This is a genomic window from Thermococcus paralvinellae, assembly GCF_000517445.1.
Lineage (GTDB): Archaea > Methanobacteriota_B > Thermococci > Thermococcales > Thermococcaceae > Thermococcus_B > Thermococcus_B paralvinellae.
The window spans coordinates 1,433,040-1,451,057 of the sequence record NZ_CP006965.1 but is presented as its reverse complement, the minus strand read 5'-3'; the positions used below and the strand labels follow the sequence as shown (position 1 = coordinate 1,451,057).

At 40.1% G+C, this 18,018-nt stretch carries 19 protein-coding genes; 9 read left to right on the top strand and 10 right to left on the bottom strand.

The window, feature by feature from the left end:
* Nucleotide 1: 1 nt before the first annotated feature.
* The 3 genes from porB (at nt 2) to TES1_RS08095 (ending at nt 3,063) form a co-directional block, all read left to right on the top strand.
* Nucleotides 2-949: a pyruvate synthase subunit PorB gene (gene porB / locus TES1_RS08105; protein WP_042681791.1), complete on the top strand. Its 948-nt coding sequence runs from the start codon at nt 2-4 to the stop codon at nt 947-949.
* A gap of 161 nt (nt 950-1,110) precedes the next feature.
* Nucleotides 1,111-1,989, top strand: coding sequence for an Mrp/NBP35 family ATP-binding protein (locus TES1_RS08100; protein ID WP_042681789.1), 879 nt, complete (start codon nt 1,111-1,113; stop codon nt 1,987-1,989).
* 66 nt (nt 1,990-2,055) lie between these two features.
* Entirely contained in the window at nt 2,056-3,063 is a 1,008-nt protein-coding gene (locus tag TES1_RS08095; protein ID WP_227738479.1) for a hypothetical protein, read from the top strand.
* Here the strand turns inward: TES1_RS08095 and TES1_RS08090 are convergent.
* The 3 genes from TES1_RS08090 to TES1_RS08080 all read right to left on the bottom strand — a co-directional run bounded on the left by TES1_RS08090 (nt 3,050) and on the right by TES1_RS08080 (nt 4,776).
* A complete protein-coding gene (locus tag TES1_RS08090) occupies nt 3,050-3,781 on the bottom strand; it encodes a DUF2110 family protein (RefSeq protein WP_042681786.1) in 732 nt (243 codons plus the stop codon). The two genes, TES1_RS08095 and TES1_RS08090, sit on opposite strands and share 14 nt — an antisense overlap.
* Nucleotides 3,782-3,821: 40 nt before the next feature.
* A complete protein-coding gene (tfe, locus tag TES1_RS08085; protein WP_042681784.1) occupies nt 3,822-4,337 on the bottom strand; it encodes a transcription factor E in 516 nt (171 codons plus the stop codon).
* 157 nt (nt 4,338-4,494) lie between these two features.
* Nucleotides 4,495-4,776, bottom strand: coding sequence for a hypothetical protein (locus TES1_RS08080; protein WP_042681783.1), 282 nt, complete (start codon nt 4,774-4,776; stop codon nt 4,495-4,497).
* A gap of 160 nt (nt 4,777-4,936) precedes the next feature.
* Between TES1_RS08080 and TES1_RS08075 the strand changes: the two genes are divergently transcribed.
* Genes TES1_RS08075 through TES1_RS08065 form a run of 3 tightly spaced genes read left to right on the top strand, consistent with a single transcriptional unit; the run spans nt 4,937 to nt 7,525 of the window.
* Complete coding sequence (locus TES1_RS08075) at nt 4,937-5,911, top strand: daunorubicin resistance protein DrrA family ABC transporter ATP-binding protein (protein ID WP_042681780.1); 975 nt, start codon at nt 4,937-4,939, stop codon at nt 5,909-5,911.
* A 2-nt stretch (nt 5,912-5,913) separates the two neighbouring features.
* Nucleotides 5,914-6,717, top strand: a complete 804-nt coding sequence (locus TES1_RS08070; RefSeq protein ID WP_042681778.1) for an ABC transporter permease — start codon at nt 5,914-5,916, stop codon at nt 6,715-6,717.
* On the top strand, nt 6,704-7,525 hold the full coding sequence (locus TES1_RS08065; RefSeq protein WP_042681777.1) for an ABC transporter permease: 822 nt from the start codon (nt 6,704-6,706) through the stop codon (nt 7,523-7,525). Before TES1_RS08070 ends, TES1_RS08065 begins: the two co-directional genes overlap by 14 nt.
* On the opposite strand, the gene TES1_RS08060 is transcribed toward TES1_RS08065, so the two are convergent.
* Together TES1_RS08060 and eno are read right to left on the bottom strand one after the other, a co-directional pair.
* Nucleotides 7,522-8,400, bottom strand: coding sequence for an ADP-dependent ribose-1-phosphate kinase (locus tag TES1_RS08060; protein WP_042681775.1), 879 nt, complete (start codon nt 8,398-8,400; stop codon nt 7,522-7,524). The two genes, TES1_RS08065 and TES1_RS08060, sit on opposite strands and share 4 nt — an antisense overlap.
* Nucleotides 8,401-8,502: 102 nt before the next feature.
* A complete protein-coding gene (eno, locus tag TES1_RS08055) occupies nt 8,503-9,795 on the bottom strand; it encodes a phosphopyruvate hydratase (RefSeq protein WP_042681773.1) in 1,293 nt (430 codons plus the stop codon).
* A 119-nt stretch (nt 9,796-9,914) separates the two neighbouring features.
* Between eno and TES1_RS08050 the strand changes: the two genes are divergently transcribed.
* The 3 genes from TES1_RS08050 (at nt 9,915) to deoC (ending at nt 12,946) form a co-directional block, all read left to right on the top strand.
* Nucleotides 9,915-11,129 (top strand): CGP-CTERM-anchored Cys-rich protein, encoded by a 1,215-nt coding sequence (locus TES1_RS08050; protein ID WP_042681772.1) that lies wholly within the window; start codon nt 9,915-9,917, stop codon nt 11,127-11,129.
* 83 nt (nt 11,130-11,212) lie between these two features.
* Nucleotides 11,213-12,169 carry a DUF4349 domain-containing protein gene (locus TES1_RS08045; protein WP_042681770.1) on the top strand — a complete coding sequence of 319 codons (957 nt, stop codon included), beginning with the start codon at nt 11,213-11,215 and terminating at the stop codon, nt 12,167-12,169.
* A 114-nt stretch (nt 12,170-12,283) separates the two neighbouring features.
* Entirely contained in the window at nt 12,284-12,946 is a 663-nt protein-coding gene (gene deoC / locus TES1_RS08040; protein WP_394296073.1) for a deoxyribose-phosphate aldolase, read from the top strand.
* Between the two features lie 88 nt (nt 12,947-13,034).
* On the opposite strand, the gene TES1_RS08035 is transcribed toward deoC, so the two are convergent.
* The 5 genes from TES1_RS08035 to TES1_RS08015 form a co-directional block, all read right to left on the bottom strand.
* A complete protein-coding gene (locus tag TES1_RS08035) occupies nt 13,035-13,637 on the bottom strand; it encodes an ECF transporter S component (RefSeq protein WP_042681766.1) in 603 nt (200 codons plus the stop codon).
* Nucleotides 13,638-13,761: 124 nt separating this feature from the next.
* Nucleotides 13,762-15,099, bottom strand: a complete 1,338-nt coding sequence (locus tag TES1_RS08030; RefSeq protein ID WP_042681765.1) for an ornithine aminotransferase — start codon at nt 15,097-15,099, stop codon at nt 13,762-13,764.
* 104 nt (nt 15,100-15,203) lie between these two features.
* Nucleotides 15,204-16,193 (bottom strand): thioredoxin-disulfide reductase, encoded by a 990-nt coding sequence (gene trxB / locus TES1_RS08025; protein ID WP_042681763.1) that lies wholly within the window; start codon nt 16,191-16,193, stop codon nt 15,204-15,206.
* Nucleotides 16,194-16,266: 73 nt separating this feature from the next.
* The gene (locus tag TES1_RS08020) at nt 16,267-16,797 is read right to left on the bottom strand and encodes a metal-dependent hydrolase (protein ID WP_042681761.1); all 531 of its coding nucleotides are present in this window, start codon (nt 16,795-16,797) and stop codon (nt 16,267-16,269) included.
* On the bottom strand, nt 16,794-18,002 hold the full coding sequence (locus tag TES1_RS08015) for an AAA family ATPase (RefSeq protein ID WP_042681760.1): 1,209 nt from the start codon (nt 18,000-18,002) through the stop codon (nt 16,794-16,796). The genes TES1_RS08020 and TES1_RS08015 overlap by 4 nt, the downstream gene beginning before the upstream one ends.
* Between the last annotated feature and the right edge of the window lie 16 nt (nt 18,003-18,018).

Genomic DNA, 18,018 nt, shown 5'->3' with positions numbered 1-18,018 from the left:
AATGGCCGTAAGAAAACCCCCTATCACAACTCGCGAGTACTGGGCACCTGGTCACGCTGCATGTGCTGGATGTGGATGTGCAATAATCATGCGTTTGGCTACCAAAGCATTTAGCGAAGCTATGGAAGAGAAATATGGCGACCCAGATGCCTTCGCAATAGCTCATGCAACTGGATGTATGGAAGTTGTGTCTGCAGTCTTCCCATACACAGCTTGGAAGGCTCCATGGATCCATGTGGCATTTGAAAACGCCGCAGCTGTTGCAAGTGGTGTTGAGGCAGCATGGAAGAAGCTCGGTTACAAAGGAAAGATACTTGCATTCGGTGGAGATGGTGGTACAGCTGATATAGGATTACAAGCACTCTCTGGAATGCTTGAAAGAAGGCACAACGTCGTTTACATTATGTATGACAATGAGGCTTATATGAATACTGGTATTCAGAGATCAAGTTCAACACCATACGGAGCATGGACAACCACTTCACCACCAGGAAAGTACTCAATCGGTGAGGACAAGCCGAAGAAGTGGGTTGCTCTAATTGCAGCCGCTCACCAAATTCCATACGTCGCAACGGCAAGCATTGCAGATCCATATGACCTCTATAGGAAAGTTAAGAAGGCAGCAAAGATCGATGGTCCAGCATTCCTCCAGATACATGGCCCTTGTGTCCCAGGATGGCGTATTCCGCCAGAGAAGACAGTTGAAGTTGCAAAATTGGCAATTGAGACAGGTGTCTGGCCACTGTTTGAAATTGAAAACGGTGACATCAGGAACATCAAGTTCCAGAGATTCCCCAAGGATGGAAAGTTCAAGAAGCCAATTGAAGAATACCTTAAGTTGCAAGGAAGATTCAAGCACTTACTCAAGAACCCAGAGGCAATACAGGAGTTAAAAGAGCAGATCAAGGAGATGTGGAGAGTTCTTGGAAAGGAAGTTGAGCTTCCTTGATTCTTTTTAAGTTTTTATTTCTATGAAGTCGTTATTATTTCTAGTACTCTGAATTCTAAGCTTTTCTTGTTATACATTTTTGTCCAATAGTGCATTTATTTATGACAAAGCTTATAAGTTGTTAGGATAATCTAATTTTAACAATTGAAGAGGTGATGATGATGACAATAAAAACTCCTCCCTCATTTAATGTGCCTGGGTTGGGTGTTGATCCGTTAACCCAGAGAATTAAGGAGAAGGAAAAGAAATGGAAGTACAAGATAGCTGTTCTCAGTGGTAAGGGTGGTGTTGGAAAAAGTACAGTCGCTGTTAATCTGGCAGCAGCTTTAGCTAAGCTCGGCTACTTTGTTGGAGTCCTGGATGCTGATGTTCATGGTCCAAACATAGCCAAAATGCTTGGCGTTGAGAAGGCTGAAATCCTAGCTGAAAAAGTGGATGATCACTTTGAAATGATACCCCCAACTGCAGATTTCATGGGTCAGGTGACGCCGATTAAGGTCATGAGCATGGGTATGATGGTTCCGGAAGATCAGCCAATCATTTGGAGAGGAGCATTGGTTACAAAAGCACTCAAGCAGCTTTTGGGAGATGTCAAATGGGGCGAGCTTGACTTCATGATAATAGACTTCCCTCCAGGAACTGGAGACCAGATCCTAACGGTAGTCCAGACTATTCAGCTTGATGCTGCTATTGTTGTTACAACTCCCCAAGAGGTTGCTCTGCTAGATACAGGGAAGGCTGTAAACATGATGAAACAGATGGAAGTGCCCTACATTGCTGTTGTTGAGAACATGAGTTACCTCATTTGTCCACACTGCGGAAACAAGATTGATCTCTTTGGTGAAGGTGGAGGAGAAAAGTTAGCTCAGAAAGAAGGAGTTGACTTCCTTGGGAAAGTTCCAATTGACTTAAAAGCTAGGGAAGCAAGTGATTTGGGAATTCCAATTGTCCTTTATGAAGACACTCTAGCAGCTAAGGCATTTATGGAAATCACCCAGAGGTTTGTGAAAAAGCTTGAAGAGATGAAAAAAGAGGGGTAAAGCTTAAATTTTCTCTCCTTTATATTCTAATGGCATGCGCGGCTGAGGTCGGGGGAACCCGTAACTGTGATGCCGCGCTGGACCGGGCTACATAACTTTTTTAATGGTGCTGAAATTAAAATCAGAAAGGTGATGGGTATTCAAGTAAGTACTTCACTAGGTCAACTTTTTCCATTTGTATCTAGTTGGCTTCAACTTCATCCTGCTACTGCACGTATTATTGTTTTATTTATCCTATTCCTTATCCTCTCTGGCTTAATCTACAATCTGTTTAAAGAGAGTCGCGATGCTTTTGTCCTATATCTTTTAGTGCTCTTCATGAGTGTCCTATGGTTTTTTGACTCGGAGGAATTTGTTATACGTTTAGTTTTTTTGGATTCTTATTCTTCTTCTCTAATTCATCTTTCCTTTTTGCTTCTTTTGTCATGTTTTGTCTTCTACCTTGCACCGAAGCCATCCCGAGAGTTTGGTTTCTTAATTTACGGATTAACTTTTGCATCTCCAACTTTCAGGGAAACAATAAAAACCTTTGACAGAAACTTCTTTGCTCTCTTTTTCTTTATATTAACTTTAGCTGTCATTATGAACTTCTCTTTTACTTTGAATACTTCTAGAATAACCTCAGAAACATTTTTGTTGTATATTTTTGCCGCAGTTACTGTTGCACTGAATATTTATGCTTCAATAATTCTATTGGCATTTATAATTACCCTTCCAAAAGGGTACAGGAAGGATTATATTTACATTGGATTAATGGTAATTGGGACAATAGTCCTGTTAAATATATTTGGAGCGTCTACCTTAACGAAATTAGTCACTAAAAACAGTCCATTTATGTTGACAAGATTTATAAAGGAAAGTTTAGTTCAGCTTGTTCTTCTTTGCTATCTGTTTGTTACTAATTTTAAAATAGCAATTAGAATGAGGGGGCAAATTCTATTTTTGTTGATTTTAACAGTTGTGTATCTCCCACTTTTAACTATTTATTCCCCGCTTTTTGCCCCGCTTATTGTTATTGTGTCCACTCTCTCCATTAGGTTGACTCATAAGCTTTATCTAGTTACTCAAACTTAATTGCCCCAATTACTGCTGACCTTATGTATGGTCCAATTTCCTTTATTATTCCTGGTGCTTGTGTTCCTTTTTTCAGAACTAGAAGTGTTTCCATAAGACCAAGTTCTTCTAGCCTTTTGATGTCTCTTGAATGTCCGGTTTTTATCAGCGCTTCTTCAACTTTTTCACTTATTGTTCCCACAATGAAAAGCTTGTCATATCCGTCGCTTATCCATGATTTAATTCTCTTCAGTTGTTTTTCTGTAAAGTGTGCTTCAACTTCCCTTGCACCAAATTCCACTCTCTCAATTTTAACTTCAACAGGTAGATAGTCAACCCATCCAAACTCCCTAATCATCTGCCTCACGGGTTTTTCTCCAAATTCTTTCTTTAAGTAGTAGAGCGGGACTAGGACATCTTTAGGGGTTGGAGAAAAGATTCCTATGTCCACATAAACTCCATATCCAACTTTTCCTAAGTCAATAAACCGTCCCTTGTAAATTTGTCCTTCTTTTACGCTGCTAAGCTTGTAAGGAACTTCTCCAAATTCCTCCCTTATTAGGTTGGCAGAGATTTCCTCGTCTTCTCCTTCAAGCCTAATCTTGACCCATTGCTTCTGGGTGATTCCTATTTTCCATTCAACTTCTAAATCTCCAATTAATGATTTTAATTTTCGATTAAGCTTTTCAAAGCCACTTCTATCTCCATAAATCTTCTCCAAAATCACTAATTCTTGCATTTTACCATCCCCGAAGTTCATAAGTCAATAAACACAAAAACTATTTCTTAATTCCTAACTCCTTCTCAAGCTGTGCAATTCGCTTTTTAAGTTCTTCTACAATTTTGGTATTGTCGTACTGTTGGAGCATTTTGCCACATATTGGACATTGAAATTCATATTCTAGAGCCTCATCAAAAGTCAGCTTTGGATGCCCAGGGGTACCGCAGTGATAATAAATCTCGCTTGTTTCCTCTTCAAGCATCTGCTTGAGTTTTTTGAGCTCTTGCATTTTTCTTGTCCTTATTATTTCAGGTAGTCTCTTAGTTTCTAGATGCCAATAATAGTAGTACCAACCGGTCTCTTTGTCCCTTGTCCTCCTAAACTCTGCAAGCTGATGATCATAAAGGGCATAGAGGATTTTGCGAACTGTATTTACCCTTATGCCTGTCATTTCAGCGAGTTCTTCATCTGTGGCTTCACCTTTTTTCTCAAGAGCCTTAATTATCTCAACGGCTTCTTCCCCTCCAATGTCCATTGCAAGTTCTATGAGCTCCTTGTTTTTCCGTCTTGGCATGAAAAAACCTCCTTAGCAGCTTATTTTAGCAAAATTTAGTTCCTGTGATCCAGGGAGGAAGTCTCTCAATAATGTATTATGTTTGCCGTGATATATATATGTTTTTGTTAAAATTGGCTTAGTAGTGCACATTAGTGGACATTGAAAATTGAGAAGATTAGTCAGTAAAATATTCATCAACAAGTTCTTTTGCTGAAGGCTTATAAAGCTCTAGAATCTCAATGTCTTCAATAACGTTGCCTTCTCTAAGCCTGAGCTTCACTTTGCCACCATAAACTTGTAAATCTAGCAGACCATAAATCGCATCCTCAGCTTCCAATGGGCTTTTAAACTTCATAATATACTCGCCACTTTCATCAATGAGCTTGACCCAGTACTCATTCTTTCTCTTGAACGGTCTCGTTATTTTCGGTTTAAACTTCTCAACTATGATTTCCAATGAAGCCACCTCCGAAATGCTGAGAGTTTAAAAATTTTTGGTCATTCTAAATCTTTTTAGTTTTTTGATTTTTAAGTATTTCTTTGTGAATCTCTTTTTAAAAGTTGTGAGCACTAAGTTTATATCAATTGAGCAGAGCTATAAAATTAAGGTGAGTAAAATGTATGCAATTGACGTCAGTGAACTCAGAAAAAGTTATCCCAAGAAAATCCCCTTGCCTTTCAGGAAAGTTGAGTGGATTGAGGCTGTTAAAGGAATAAGCTTCAAGGTCAAGAAGGGAGAGCTTTTCGGACTTTTAGGACCTAACGGCGCTGGAAAAACCACCACGATTAAAATGCTCACAACCCTCCTTGAGCCAAGCGGAGGAACAGCAAAAATTCTCGGATATGATATTAGAAAAGATGCAAGAGAGATCAGGAAAAGAATTAACTTGGTTGCTGAAGGGGAGAGAACTCTCTACTGGCGCTTATCAGCATATGAAAACTTGAAGTATTTTGCGAGGATTTATTATGTTCCCAAGAGTGAGGAAAAAGAGAGAATTGAAAGTCTTTTGAAGCTCGTTGGACTGTGGGAGAGGAAAGATGATTTGGTAATGAACTACTCTCGAGGAATGAAACAAAGGCTAGCTATAGCAAAAGCTCTAATAAATGACCCCGAAGTTCTCTTTCTTGATGAACCTACTTTGGGACTTGATGTCCAAAGTGCAATCTTTGTGCGGGAATTCATAAGAAAGCTTGTTGATGAGCAGAAAAAGACTGTTCTTTTGACAACCCATTATATGGTTGAGGCTGAAGAGCTCTGTGATAGAATTGCGATAATTGATCATGGGAAAATAATTGCCCTTGACACTCCAGAAGGCTTGAAAAGGCTTGTAAAAGGAGAGGATGTTGTTGAAATAAAGGTTAGAGACTTTTCAGTTCAAAAGCTGGAAAACTTTCCTTGGAAGCTTGCCGTCATAAAGGAAGATGCCGAGAGAGGAATAACAACACTTAGAGGCCAGATTACCGAAGAAGATTTGCCAAAAGTTGTTGAGCTTTTAGTAAAGAACGGCGCTAGGATCTTAAGCGTTGAACAAAAAGAGCCAACTCTTGAGGATGTTTTCATAAAACTTACAGGTAGGGCGTTGAGGGATTGAAGATGCCTCTTATTGCTATAATTGAGAAGGAGCTTAGAATGTTCTTCCGCTATCCATTAAGGGTTTTCAGTGCAGTTTTAGTTGGTATTATCTTTCTCATCCAGTTTGTTTTCTTTGGGCAGGCAGTTCTTGGGGGAAGATATTCTCAGCTTTTAGCATCTTCAACTGGAATTGGAGACTATCCAACTTATGCACTAATAGGATATGTTTTGTGGTGGCTGTCTGTTTCTCCGATGGAGGCTTATGTCTGGGGAATTAGAAGAGAACTCCAAAGAGGAACTTTTGAAACCAACATAGCTGCTCCGATAAGAATTACTGAGCTTTTACTTGGCTTAGCTGTGAGCTGGCTCATCATGGATTCTGTTTTAATGGTTATAGTCTTTGCATTTGGAGTTTTAATTTTTGACATTTCTTTAACATTCTCCATTCTGCTAAAGTCTTTGCCCATTCTATTACTTTCTTTCTTAGCTTTCTTGGGCTTCGGCTTTATTTTCGCTGGGTTAGTCATGATGCTCAAGCACATAGGACCCTTTGCCCAAATCTTTGAATTTGCAATGCTTTTCTTCTCTGGGGTTTTCTTCCCGCTCAATGTAATGCCTAGAGCAATAATAGAATTCTCTAAAATTCTTCCTTTGACTCATTCAATAACTGCCATTAGAGGCATTTTTGTTGGAAAGACCTACGCTGAAATCGCTTCATCAATAACTTGGCTTCTTCTTCTAGTTCTCGTTTACTGGCTAGTGGGTTATATCCTCTTTAGATGGGCTGAGAGAATAACAAAGGTGATGGGTTATGGTGGTTACTGAGGAACTGAGAGCGCTCTATGGAGTTGCAGTGAAGAGCTGGCGAATTTTCCTTAGTTACAAGTTGTGGATGATTAGCGACATAATGCTTGGATTCTTCTTCGTGGGACAGGCTTTGCTAATAGGAATTGGACTAACGGGACAGAGGAACTCACCAGCTTTGCAGCAGATGACTGGCTATTCTGACTATCTGACTTTTGCCGTTTTGGGGTTCATGGTTCTTGGCTTTGGCTTAACTTTTATGAGTGGCTTTGTGTGGAGCGTTGTTGATGAGCTCTATGCTGGAACTCTTGAATATTCCTTTGCAGCTCCAATGAGGAGAATAACATTCTTTTTGGGCAACGTTTTAGTCAGAATTTTTCTATCGTTCGTTTATATGGCAGTTTATATTCCGCTCTTTGTCCTTGTGTTTGGCGTTCACATAGACCCGGTTGGTTTTTTCAAAGGCATACCAGTTCTTCTCCTTGGAACCGTGGGAATGATCGGCCTTGGAATGACAGCTGCTGGGATTGTGCTCTACTTAAAAGACCCTGGGCCGTTCATAAACATCTTAGAAATGCTTGTTTTTGCCTTGAGCGGAGCGATGTATCCGATAAAAATCCTTCCAAAACCCCTCCAAGTTTTGGCCAAGGCAATGCCATATGCTCCAACGAGTGAAGCAGTGAGAAAAGTTGTTGCTTTTGGATACTCAAATGCGACTAATGAGATTACTTACCTCGTTTTTATCTCAACACTGTATGCTCTTCTCGGCTATCTCGCGTATAAATGGAGTGAAAAGCAGGCAAAAATAGTTGGGTTAAAGAGCTACTAGAAAGGCAGGTTGAGGTTTAATTCTTTTGCTTTCTTCTTTATCTCTTCAAGAGGAACCACGGCACTCCTTGCACCGACTTTCTGAACAGTCAGATAAGCTAATAACATTCCAAGCTTTGCAGCATCCTTTAAGCTCCAGCCGTTGAGGACTCCATAAATAAGTCCAGCATCAAAGGAATCTCCAGCACCTGTAGAATCTATAACTTCGGCACTCAAGCCTCTTACTTCAAAGACATTCTTACTTTCATCTCTAACTAAAGCACCTCCTCCATTTAATGTCACAATTACGTTTTTTGCTTTAACTTCTGTAATCTTCTCCAAGCTTCCGAACTTTCTCTTAAACTCATCCTCGTTCATGAGCAGATATGTTATTTTCTCTTCAATTTCCTCTGGGATTTTTGCCTCTCCGATATCGAGTGAAACTGTAATTCCACGCTCATAAGCAAAGTTTACTGCATCGATGATGAGCTTTTCCGGATTTGATGAAAGATGGATGTGTCTTGTCTTAGCTAAATATTCAAAATCAAGTTCTCTATATGCATTGGCTCCCAAATACTTCACGATTCTCTTGTCTTCGCCCTTTATTATTGCCACGGCAACACCTGAAGGAACATCAACGATTCTTATCCCTTCCACGTCCACGCCAATTTTTTTGAAGAAGTTTATGTGGGCATCTCCAATTTCGTCTTTCCCTACAGCCCCTATAAATCCCACTTTAAGGCCCATATTAGCTAACCATGTCGCTGTATTTCCCGCTGCCCCTCCGAGTCCAAAGTAGGCATCTTTCGCTGGTATCTTTTCATGGAATTCGGGAAAGCGGTCAACGAGCATTATTATGTCGTAGTTGAGGTTCCCTATTGCAACCACGTCAAACATTGCCATCCCTCCGGTAGGTTTTATTTTATTGGATTTCGAAGAAGAAGTCTTTAAAATTTTCCCACAACTTTTACCTTAGAATCAATGAAAAGAAAAGAAAGTTCAGAAGAATGGGTTTCTGAACTTCCTTCCAGGATAATATGCTATGCCCTCAAGCTCTTCCTCAATTCTGATGAGCTGGTTGTACTTTGCGTTTCTGTCACTCCTTGCTGGAGCACCTGTCTTAATCTGCCCAGCGTTTATTGCTACCGCTAGGTCTGCAATTGTTGCATCTTCGGTTTCTCCAGAGCGGTGTGAAACGACAACTCCGTAGCCAGCTCTGAAAGCTAAGTAAGCTGCATCGATTGCTTCACTTAAGGTTCCGATCTGGTTGACTTTTAAGAGCAGAGCATTTGCTGCACCCATTTCAATGCCCTTCTTTAGCCTTTTCACGTTTGTAACAAAGATGTCGTCGCCAACAATCTGTATCTTCTTTCCAAGCTCTTTTGTTATCATTGCAAAGCCCTCAAAGTCTTCCTCGTGCATTGGGTCCTCAATTGATACTATTGGATAAGTGCTGACTAATTCTTTGTAAAGGTCAATGAGCTCTTCCCTTGTGTATTCTTTTCCTCCAACAATATATCTGTCCTTTTCAGCGTTGTAGAACTCACTAGATGCGGCATCTAATGCAAATGCGATTTCATCTCCAACTTTGTATCCTGTCTCTTCAATTGCCTTGACGAGAGCTTCCAGCGGCTCTGTAACCTCTTTCATTGGGGGTGCAAATCCGCCTTCATCACCTACGTTAACTGCTAACTTGCCGTATTTCTCCATGAGAATCTTTTTGAGTGTGTGGTATGTTTCACTGACCATCTGGATACCTTCTTTAAAGCTCTTAGCACCAACAGGCATGATCATGAACTCCTGGAAGTCCAAATCATTTCCGGCGTGAACTCCACCGTTGATGACGTTGCTCATTGGAACTGGCAACACATAAGCATTAGTTCCACCGATGTACTGGTAAAGTGGCAAACCTAGGCTGTTTGCAGCTGCCTTAGCAACTGCAAGTGAAACCCCCAAAATAGCGTTTGCTCCAAGGTTTGACTTATTCTCAGTTCCGTCAAGCTCAATCATGAGCATATCAATATCTCTCTGTAATGTTACATCCATTCCAATGAGTTCTGGAGCAATAATCTTGTTGATGTTCTCAACAGCTCTCCTAACTCCTTTTCCGTGGAATCTCTTTCCGCCGTCTCTAAGCTCTAAAGCTTCATGAGTTCCTGTTGATGCTCCACTTGGCACAGCGGCTCTTCCCATGGCAACTGGGGTGTAGACATCTACCTCTACAGTTGGATTTCCTCTTGAGTCTAAGATTTCTCTTGCTACAATTGCAGTAATTTCAAATGGGTTCTCCATCTTAATCACCTCGAGTGATGTTGACTTTTAGAACTTAAAGCTTTTGCACTTCAAATTGGTTTGAAGCTATGAGCAAAGATAAATACTTTGGGAACATTAACTAGAACTAGGTGAGAATTATGAGAAGGTATGCTATGATTTTCATTTTAATCTTAGCATTACTCCCTTTCGCTCAGGCATGCTTTAGCCCAACTGATAACTTGGCTGTTGAAGTCTACTTCAACAAGCCTGGGATTGCGTACAATCTTGAACCGCTTAAGAATGCGGAAAATGTCTTAATTGAAAATGGAAGACTAATTTACCGCTCTCATTATGATGAGAGAGTAGCCGTCATGCTTTGGGAAAATAAAGGGCTTCACTTAAGAATTGAAATCCCAGTAAAAAGCTGGAACTCAACTGTTCTCTCTGCAAAGTTTACAACATCAATTATACTCCTAGAAAACAGCATCGAGAAAGCTAAAGAGCTTGGATGGAAAGTTGAAGGAAAATATACTTTCAGAAAAGAGAACATTTTGGTTCAGATAACACCTCAAAAGGGAAGAGAGTGTTCAAAAGATTCCGACTGCGCTACGGGAGGATGTTCTGGAGAGATATGCACAACTAGAGAAAACGCAACAAAAGTAATCTCAATTTGTGTTTATAAGGACTGGTATGAGTGTTTGAAGCTTACAACTTGTGGCTGTGTGAATGGTGTGTGCACTTGGAAGCCGAATGATGCTTTTGAACGATGCCTTAAGGAGCATGGAATTGATCCAAGTAAAGTTATAAAGATGCCACAAGCAGATGTTTACATTGCAATTTATGGACAAAAAGAATTAAGTGAGGAAAAAAGAGCTGAGATAAAAGAGCTGTTTTCAGTTTTGGGGATAAGCTGTGTTTTGGAGAATATAAAGTTTGAGAAGCGGGTTACCAGCATGCCGGAGGGAGTTGTTGATCCATATACATTCAACTTTAAAGAAGCGCTGAGAGTTGAAATTGAATGGCTCAAAGAAAATGGAATTTTGGGTATAAGCGATGAAGATATTGAAGAAATCGTAAAAGTCGCTGAAAGAGGAAAAGCTGGTTACAACTCTCATATAGGATGGTATGAGACTAAAGATGGAAAGTATGCGTGGATTCCTTATTATGAGAGCAAAGATGCCAAGCTTTTAAAGTGCACTGCTGAGCCGTTAGCTTATAGATTGCCGAAGGGAACAGTAAAGATAGCATCATCCACTACAACAACCTCGGAGTATTCACCATTGTCACCAACCACTTCTTCCAGAACAATCTGCGGCCCTGCATTCTTAAGCCTAGTGTCTATTTTGCCTCTCATTTGGAGGAGAGTACATTGACTTAATTTTTCTTTCACTTCAAATCATTTTGAAGCTTTAACAACTCTTAAATGTAATCATGAGTAATATTTTTGGTGAGGGCTATGTATAAAAGAAATATTCGGATAGTTCTTTTGGTTGTGGTGATAATAGTCGCTGGGTTTGTTGTCTCAAAGATTTTTCAGAGCGGAGCTTCTTTTAGAGTTGGGAATGAGCTAAAGTACCAGCCTTCGGTTTATGAAGAGAAAGGCTGGGGCATTGAGGCTGAAAGGATTACATACACCCAAACAATGGCATATGCTCCGACTTATACAAGACCAACTGTTACTGCTGCTACTCAAGCTTCCTCAGGACTTGCAAATAATGAAAAGCCTAAGGGAGTAGTCCAGAGACCAAAGAAGGACTATTATGTCGTTATCCAAGATGAGAGTCCAGAAAAGGTTGCTAATGAAATAAAAGCTGAGATTTATTCATTAGGAGGATACGTGATTTCTGAAAATCTTGACAAGAGTGAAGAAAGGGTTGTTTATTACATTGAGTTTAGGATTCCAAACACGGCAGAAAATGAAAATAAAGTTGGGACACTTCTGGAGAAATATAACGTCAAAAGCCTCCGCTTAGATACCCAAGATGTTACAAGCAAATACAACCAGATTCTTGCTGAGATTGAAAGCCTTGAGGCTGAGAAAAATAAGCTCCTCGAATTCTACAATCTTTCAAAGGATATCGATGATTTAATGAGAATTGAATCTAGAATAAGCAGCATAAACTCCCGCTTAAACTATTTGTATTTTCAGAAGGATTACTATGAGAAAGTCACGGATTATATAACTTATCACGTCACAATAGAGAGCAAAGAAAAGCCTGTGTTCGAGATTGATTTAGGCTTCAGAAAGACAATATATCAAGCTGTGACAATACTGCTCATGATAATTAGGGGTATTATTGCTTTACTCATAATAGTCTCTCCGTTTGCAGTGCTTTATCTGGTTGGAAGAAAGCTGTACAAAAAGTATGGAGGGAAACCTCTAAAAGAAGTTGTAGAAACTAAGGAAGAATAAAATGTTATCATTTTCTTCTTGTTTTTGAAATCTTAAATTTCCCAATCAGACTGCTCCATCCTTAGGGAAAAGCTCTAAATATAGGATGAGAATACTTAGTTTTTGGTGATGTGGATGAAAATTGATATTGCCAAGTACATTGATCACACCAATTTGAAGCCTTATGCAACGAAGGAAGATATAATCAAGCTGTGTGAGGAAGCTAAGAAATACGGCTTTTATGCTGTCTGTGTTAATCCCTACCGCGTGAAGCTTGCAAAGGAGCAATTGAAAGGCACAGACATAAAGGTCGCATCGGTTATAGGCTTTCCGCTAGGTGCAACACCTACAGAGGTTAAGGTCTTTGAAGCAAAAAAAGCGCTTGAAGATGGTGCTGATGAGCTTGACATGGTTATAAACATTGGAGCACTGAAAGACAAGGATTACGACTATGTCAAGAGGGACATAGAAGAAGTCGTCAAAGTAGCTCACGAGAAAGGAGCAATAGTGAAGGTAATTATCGAAACGTGCTACCTAACAGATGAAGAGAAGGAAATAGCATGCAGATTGGCAATGGAAGCTGGAGCTGACTTTGTAAAGACTTCAACGGGCTTTGGAACAGGAGGGGCCACGGTGGAGGACGTTAAGCTAATGAGAAGGGTTGTTGGAGACAAGCTCGGAGTTAAGGCTGCTGGAGGAATAAGGAGTTACGAGCAGGCTTTAGAAATGATTAAGGCAGGAGCAAACAGAATTGGCACTTCAAGTGGGGTAAAGATTGTGGAAGGTGCTAAAAAGTGAGGAGGCAGGTTTGTGGAGTATCTCCAAAGTCTACTATTTCCTATATTCAAATGAAAAGAAAGGAAGTGTGGGAAGAAATATAAAAAGTTTAAGTCTGTATAAGGCTTACTATGTCTGGGTATCTTTTCTTTATTATGTACCCTACTCCTCCTCCAACTATAATTCCGCTGACTGCTTGGAGCGTATTTCCTGGGATTTCGACTACTGCACTTGGATATCCATAGAAGAACACTTCAACAAGGAAGTAGCCAAAGACCATGATAAATCCACCAATTATTGTTCCTATGAGTATTCCTGTAAAGTCCTCTCTCTTATAAGCTATATGTCCAACAACTAAACCTTCAAGACCTTTGATTATCAATGTAAAAGGTGCCCAGTGGGCATAGCCAGTGATTGCATCAGCCAAAGCTGAACCAAAACCTCCAGCGAACGCTCCAACGAGAGGACCAAACAGCACACCGCTCAGCATAACCATTGTATCTCCAAGGTTGATATAACCTCTTGTTGGGGGGGTTGGAACCTGAATCACGATTGTCGCGACTGTTACCAGAGCTGTCATAATTGCTGAGATTGCCACAACTTGAGCTTTTTTGAATTCCTCTTTTTTAATAACGAAAATGTACACGAGATAGACCAAAACAGCAAGCGTTAGTATTGGTTTTGCATATGCTCCAATTGCCTCAAATTCCATATTTCGCACCTCCACTTTACATTAATTTCAAGTTAAAACTTGAAATTGATGTTTAAAAGCTTTTTGCAAAAGTGGCAGTTTAAAATTTGAAAGAAATTAATAAAACCTAAAGGGAATAGAAAAATCACTTAAGAGCGGCTTTGAGAGCTTCTTCAAAGATTTCCATGGCGATATCAATCTCTTCCTTGGTAATGATCAGTGGTGGAATGAATCTCAGTGAATTATCACCACAGCCGAGAAGGATTAGTCCTCTCTTTGCGGCTTCCTTAACAACTTTGTTCCTAACCTCTGGGTTCTTTTCCTTTGTATCCTTGTTCTTAACGAATTCTACTGCTTGAGCTAAGCCAAGACCTCTTGCATCGCCGATAACTTCATATTTCTCCTCAAACTCCTTAAGTCTCTTGTGGAGATAATCACCAACTTCTTGGACATGAGGTAGTAACTCTTTGACAATTTCAACGACTTCAAGTGCAGCGGCGATTGCTAATGGGTTTCCACCGAATGTTGATGCATGTCTTCCTGGCTTGTCAAAAGCTATGTCAGCCCTGTGCACAACACCGGCTAATGGAATTCCTCCACCAATAGCTTTACCGAACTGGATTGTGTCTGGTGCGATGCCAAAGTGCTCAATTGCCCAGAACTTTCCAGTTCTTCCAACGCCCATCTGAACTTCGTCATCCGCCAAGAGTATGCCGTATTTGTCTGCAAGTTTCTTGAGCTCCTTGAAGAACTCCTTTGGTGGAACTACATAGCCTCCTTCACCTTGTATTGGTTCAAAGACAATTGCTCCAACCTCCTCTGGTGGAACATGCCTGAAGACATACTCTTCAATGAACTCAATGACTCTGTTCACGAGCTCTTTTGGATCGGCATAACCGTCAATGTGCCATGGGTTTCTGTATGGGTTTGGATATGGAACGTGCTCAACGCCTGGCATTGTTGGGAAGAATCTCTCCTGTTGAACCCATTTGCTTGCTGTTAAGCTAAGAACAGCTTGTGTTCTTCCGTGGAATGCATGGTAGAAAGCTATGAACCTCTTCCTTCCTGTTCCGTACTTGACGAGCTTCATCATAGCTTCGTTAGCTTCAGCACCGCTGTTTTGGTAAACTACCTTCTTTGGAAACTCTCCTGGAGAAAGCTCAGCAAGCTTTTGGGCCAAGATTACAGCGTTCTCATAGAAGAAGTCGTTTAATGCGAAATGAGTGAATTTCTCGGCTTGTTTCTTTATGGCCTCAATAACCCTTGGGTGTGTGTGACCGACATTAAGAACACCAACACCGCTTCCAAAGTCATAGAAAGCGTTGCCATCAACGTCGTAAACCATTATCCCTTCTCCTCTCTCGATAACAATTGGCAATGCCTCTGGATCTTGGGTTGTAACTGCTAAAAGTTCAAAGTTCCTCTCAATAACTTCTTTTGCCTTCGGTCCAGGAAGCTCTTTAACAACTGGTCTCTTCACCATTTTAGCTCACCAAAGAAGAGTTGTAATTATGCTATATAATTCTATGCTCATTAGTGAACAGCTTTGTTCGAAAAAGTTTCGAGAAAAAGTAAAAAAGGTTGAAATTAGGCACCGTTCTTTTCTATCCAGCTCTCAATGAATTCTTTTGCAGAGTTTGCTGCAATTGCCCCCTGACCTACTGCCACAGCAATCTGTTTGAAAACGTTTGTTATATCTCCTGCGGCAAATATACCCGGAGCCTTTGTTCTCATGTGCATGTCCACAGGTATGTAGCCCCACTCATCTGTAATGCCGAGATGCTTAACAAAGTCTGTTTTTGGCTCATATCCAATGAAAATGAATACACCATCAACTTTCTTCTCAAAGACTTTCCCAGTCTTTACATTCTTAAGCACAACGGCCTCAACCTTCTCTTTGCCTTTTATTTCAATTACAACAGTGTCTAAAAGCGTTGGGATACCGGCTTCTTTGAATCTATCTTGGAGAATCTTGTCCGCTCTGAACTTGTCTCTCCTGTGAACCAGTGTAACTTTAACGCCAATGCTGTGGAGATATAATGCTTCTTGAAGTGCTGTGTTTCCACCACCGACAACTATCACTTCTTTCCCAACAAATAAGGGCCCGTCACAAGTTGCACAGTAGCTTACTCCTCTCCCTGTAAGCTCTTTCTCTCCGGGGACGTTGAGCTTCCTCGGCTCTGCTCCAACCGCTATGATAACAGTCTTTGCCTTGTAAACTTTCCCGTTTTTGGTGTAAACAAGCCAGTAGCACTTACCCTCATAGTATGGGCACTCCCCTTTGTCAATTCTCTCGACCTCATCAAAAACTATGTCAACATTGTATTTTCTAACTTGATCGTACATTCTTCTGTTGAGCTCTGAACCGCTTATTCCTTCTGGAAATCCTGGGTAGTTTTCGATTAAGTCCGTTAATGCCATATTTCCTCCTAAATCTCTGCTTATTATGATTGTTTCAAGCCCAAATCTCGCTGCATAGATTGCCGCTGTATATCCAGCTGGTCCAGCGCCGATAATTATGACATCCCAAGTTGTTTTTTCTTCTTTTCCTTTTGAAAATCCAGTTAAGCTGAACATCTTTCTCACCTCCAACCTGCTTCTTAATTGAACAATTTAAAAGCATTATTGGACAAATTTGGGTGATTTTATCTTAGATTAGTTTAATATGTTTGTCTAAGATTAAATGAAGCAGATACCCCATGAATGCTGCAAATCCTACAAAAAGACCCTCTCCAAACTTCAATCCTAGGCCATAAACAGTTATTGCAAAGCTTAGTAAACCGTATATGATAGCAAAACTTACTGAGTGGATTATACCTCTGTGTTTGGGAATTACTGCTGAGAAAACGTACCAAGAAGCAAATGCAAAGAGTGAAGCAATTCCCCATGCTATCGTTAGATTTGCCCATTCATACTCTGTTATAGAAATTCCGCTAAACTTCAGAAAAGCTGAAGTGCCCATAGCAACTGCCACAAGTGGCTTTGTTCCTCGGTGAATGAGAGCATCTGGATGATCCATGTCTGGTAAGTCACTTCCCAGAACATAGAAAGCATATCCCAGTATCATCGCTATAAAACTAAGCTGAAAAGGAACGGCCAAGTAATATTTGAGAAGAGATGCAATTAAAATGGAGAGGGGATATGTAATAATCCCTCCAAGTACATGTTCATCATAGTTCATTCACTTTCCTCCTCTTGTTTCCTCTCCTCTAAGAATTTTCTTACATAATCTGGAACTTTATAGTTGCCTTTTGGATCACCAATTAAGAATCCCAGTCTTATAAGCTCTTCAAGCTGTTCATAAACCTGAATACCTGGCTTTTTGACTTCCTTTGCAATTTGGATATAACTTACTGGTCCTCCGTTAAACTTGTAAACTATTGCTTCAACTAAATCCCTATAGTCCTTTGGAATTCTCATAAGATATTCTTCTAGGCTCTTTGGCTCTTCAAGAATTGTCGTAACAACGTAATCATCGATTGGATCAAACTTATGTTTGCTGGCTTCACTCAGTACGTAATGGAGTAATCTTAAAATCTGTCTTGGATTTCCTTTTCCAAGTTCATGAATAAGCTTTATTGCACCCTCTGTAAAAGGATAAATTGGGTCGTCAGTATCTCTAATCCTAACTTTGTTTAATCTCTTCTTAACGAGCTCAAATGTCTCCTCAAGACTCATAGGTCTGAGTTTAAATTCATAGTGCAGACGCATGAAAAATGCCGGGAAAATCTTTGTATATTCTTCATATGCCTCTGGAATGCATGCGAATGCAAATATACATCCTTGAGGCATGTTGCTTATGAAATGTCTTAGCATTTCAAAAAACTGAATCTTTTCTTGTTCTTTTGCAGTTTGCATGTTCTCAAGCTCATCCAAAAGTAGAGCCGAATATGGATATCTATTTAGCTCTTTTGTTAGCATTTCAGCTATGTCTCTGGATTTATATTCTTGAGTTGAAGATAACATTTTTTCTAATCGATCTATGAAACCGAGTTTCCTTGAGAGATTTTCTAAGAAAATATTTGTTTTGCTCTTTGGAGGTTTTATTGAATTGAAAATGTCACGTGTAATTTTCAAAATGTCATTGGTGTCAACTTTAACGTAAATGGCCTTTCCTCCTTGCTCACTTATAGCTTTGGCGATACTCTTTAACCTTTGAGTTTTTCCCATTCCCAAAGGTCCTACAATAGAAAAAGCAATTGAGCTCTTATTTCCAATAACTTCGGAGATCATCATCGATAATTTCATATCAATTTCTTGATAAACATGAATACTCTCTATGTCTTCAATGCCTTCGCTTGCCAGTTCTCCAAAGGGATTTCTCGATAGGCCATAGACTTCATAGGAAGGAGAGGGATAAACTTTAAGTGTGCTTGACTTTTCCATTTCATCCACCAAGTTT

Coding starts and splice junctions, on each gene's coding strand:
- TES1_RS08070 (WP_042681778.1), top strand. CDS start 5,914: ATGCCTCTTATTGCTATAATTGAGAAGGAGCTTAGAATGTTCTTCCGC.
- TES1_RS08030 (WP_042681765.1), bottom strand. CDS start 15,099: ATGGTGAAGAGACCAGTTGTTAAAGAGCTTCCTGGACCGAAGGCAAAA.
- TES1_RS08020 (WP_042681761.1), bottom strand. CDS start 16,797: ATGAACTATGATGAACATGTACTTGGAGGGATTATTACATATCCCCTC.
- TES1_RS08035 (WP_042681766.1), bottom strand. CDS start 13,637: ATGGAATTTGAGGCAATTGGAGCATATGCAAAACCAATACTAACGCTT.
- TES1_RS08075 (WP_042681780.1), top strand. CDS start 4,937: ATGTATGCAATTGACGTCAGTGAACTCAGAAAAAGTTATCCCAAGAAA.
- TES1_RS08050 (WP_042681772.1), top strand. CDS start 9,915: ATGAGAAGGTATGCTATGATTTTCATTTTAATCTTAGCATTACTCCCT.
- TES1_RS08045 (WP_042681770.1), top strand. CDS start 11,213: ATGTATAAAAGAAATATTCGGATAGTTCTTTTGGTTGTGGTGATAATA.
- eno (WP_042681773.1), bottom strand. CDS start 9,795: ATGGAGAACCCATTTGAAATTACTGCAATTGTAGCAAGAGAAATCTTA.
- porB (WP_042681791.1), top strand. CDS start 2: ATGGCCGTAAGAAAACCCCCTATCACAACTCGCGAGTACTGGGCACCT.
- TES1_RS08015 (WP_042681760.1), bottom strand. CDS start 18,002: ATGGAAAAGTCAAGCACACTTAAAGTTTATCCCTCTCCTTCCTATGAA.
- trxB (WP_042681763.1), bottom strand. CDS start 16,193: ATGTTCAGCTTAACTGGATTTTCAAAAGGAAAAGAAGAAAAAACAACT.
- TES1_RS08060 (WP_042681775.1), bottom strand. CDS start 8,400: ATGTTTGACGTGGTTGCAATAGGGAACCTCAACTACGACATAATAATG.
- TES1_RS08090 (WP_042681786.1), bottom strand. CDS start 3,781: ATGCAAGAATTAGTGATTTTGGAGAAGATTTATGGAGATAGAAGTGGC.
- TES1_RS08100 (WP_042681789.1), top strand. CDS start 1,111: ATGACAATAAAAACTCCTCCCTCATTTAATGTGCCTGGGTTGGGTGTT.
- deoC (WP_394296073.1), top strand. CDS start 12,284: ATGAAAATTGATATTGCCAAGTACATTGATCACACCAATTTGAAGCCT.
- TES1_RS08065 (WP_042681777.1), top strand. CDS start 6,704: ATGGTGGTTACTGAGGAACTGAGAGCGCTCTATGGAGTTGCAGTGAAG.
- tfe (WP_042681784.1), bottom strand. CDS start 4,337: ATGCCAAGACGGAAAAACAAGGAGCTCATAGAACTTGCAATGGACATT.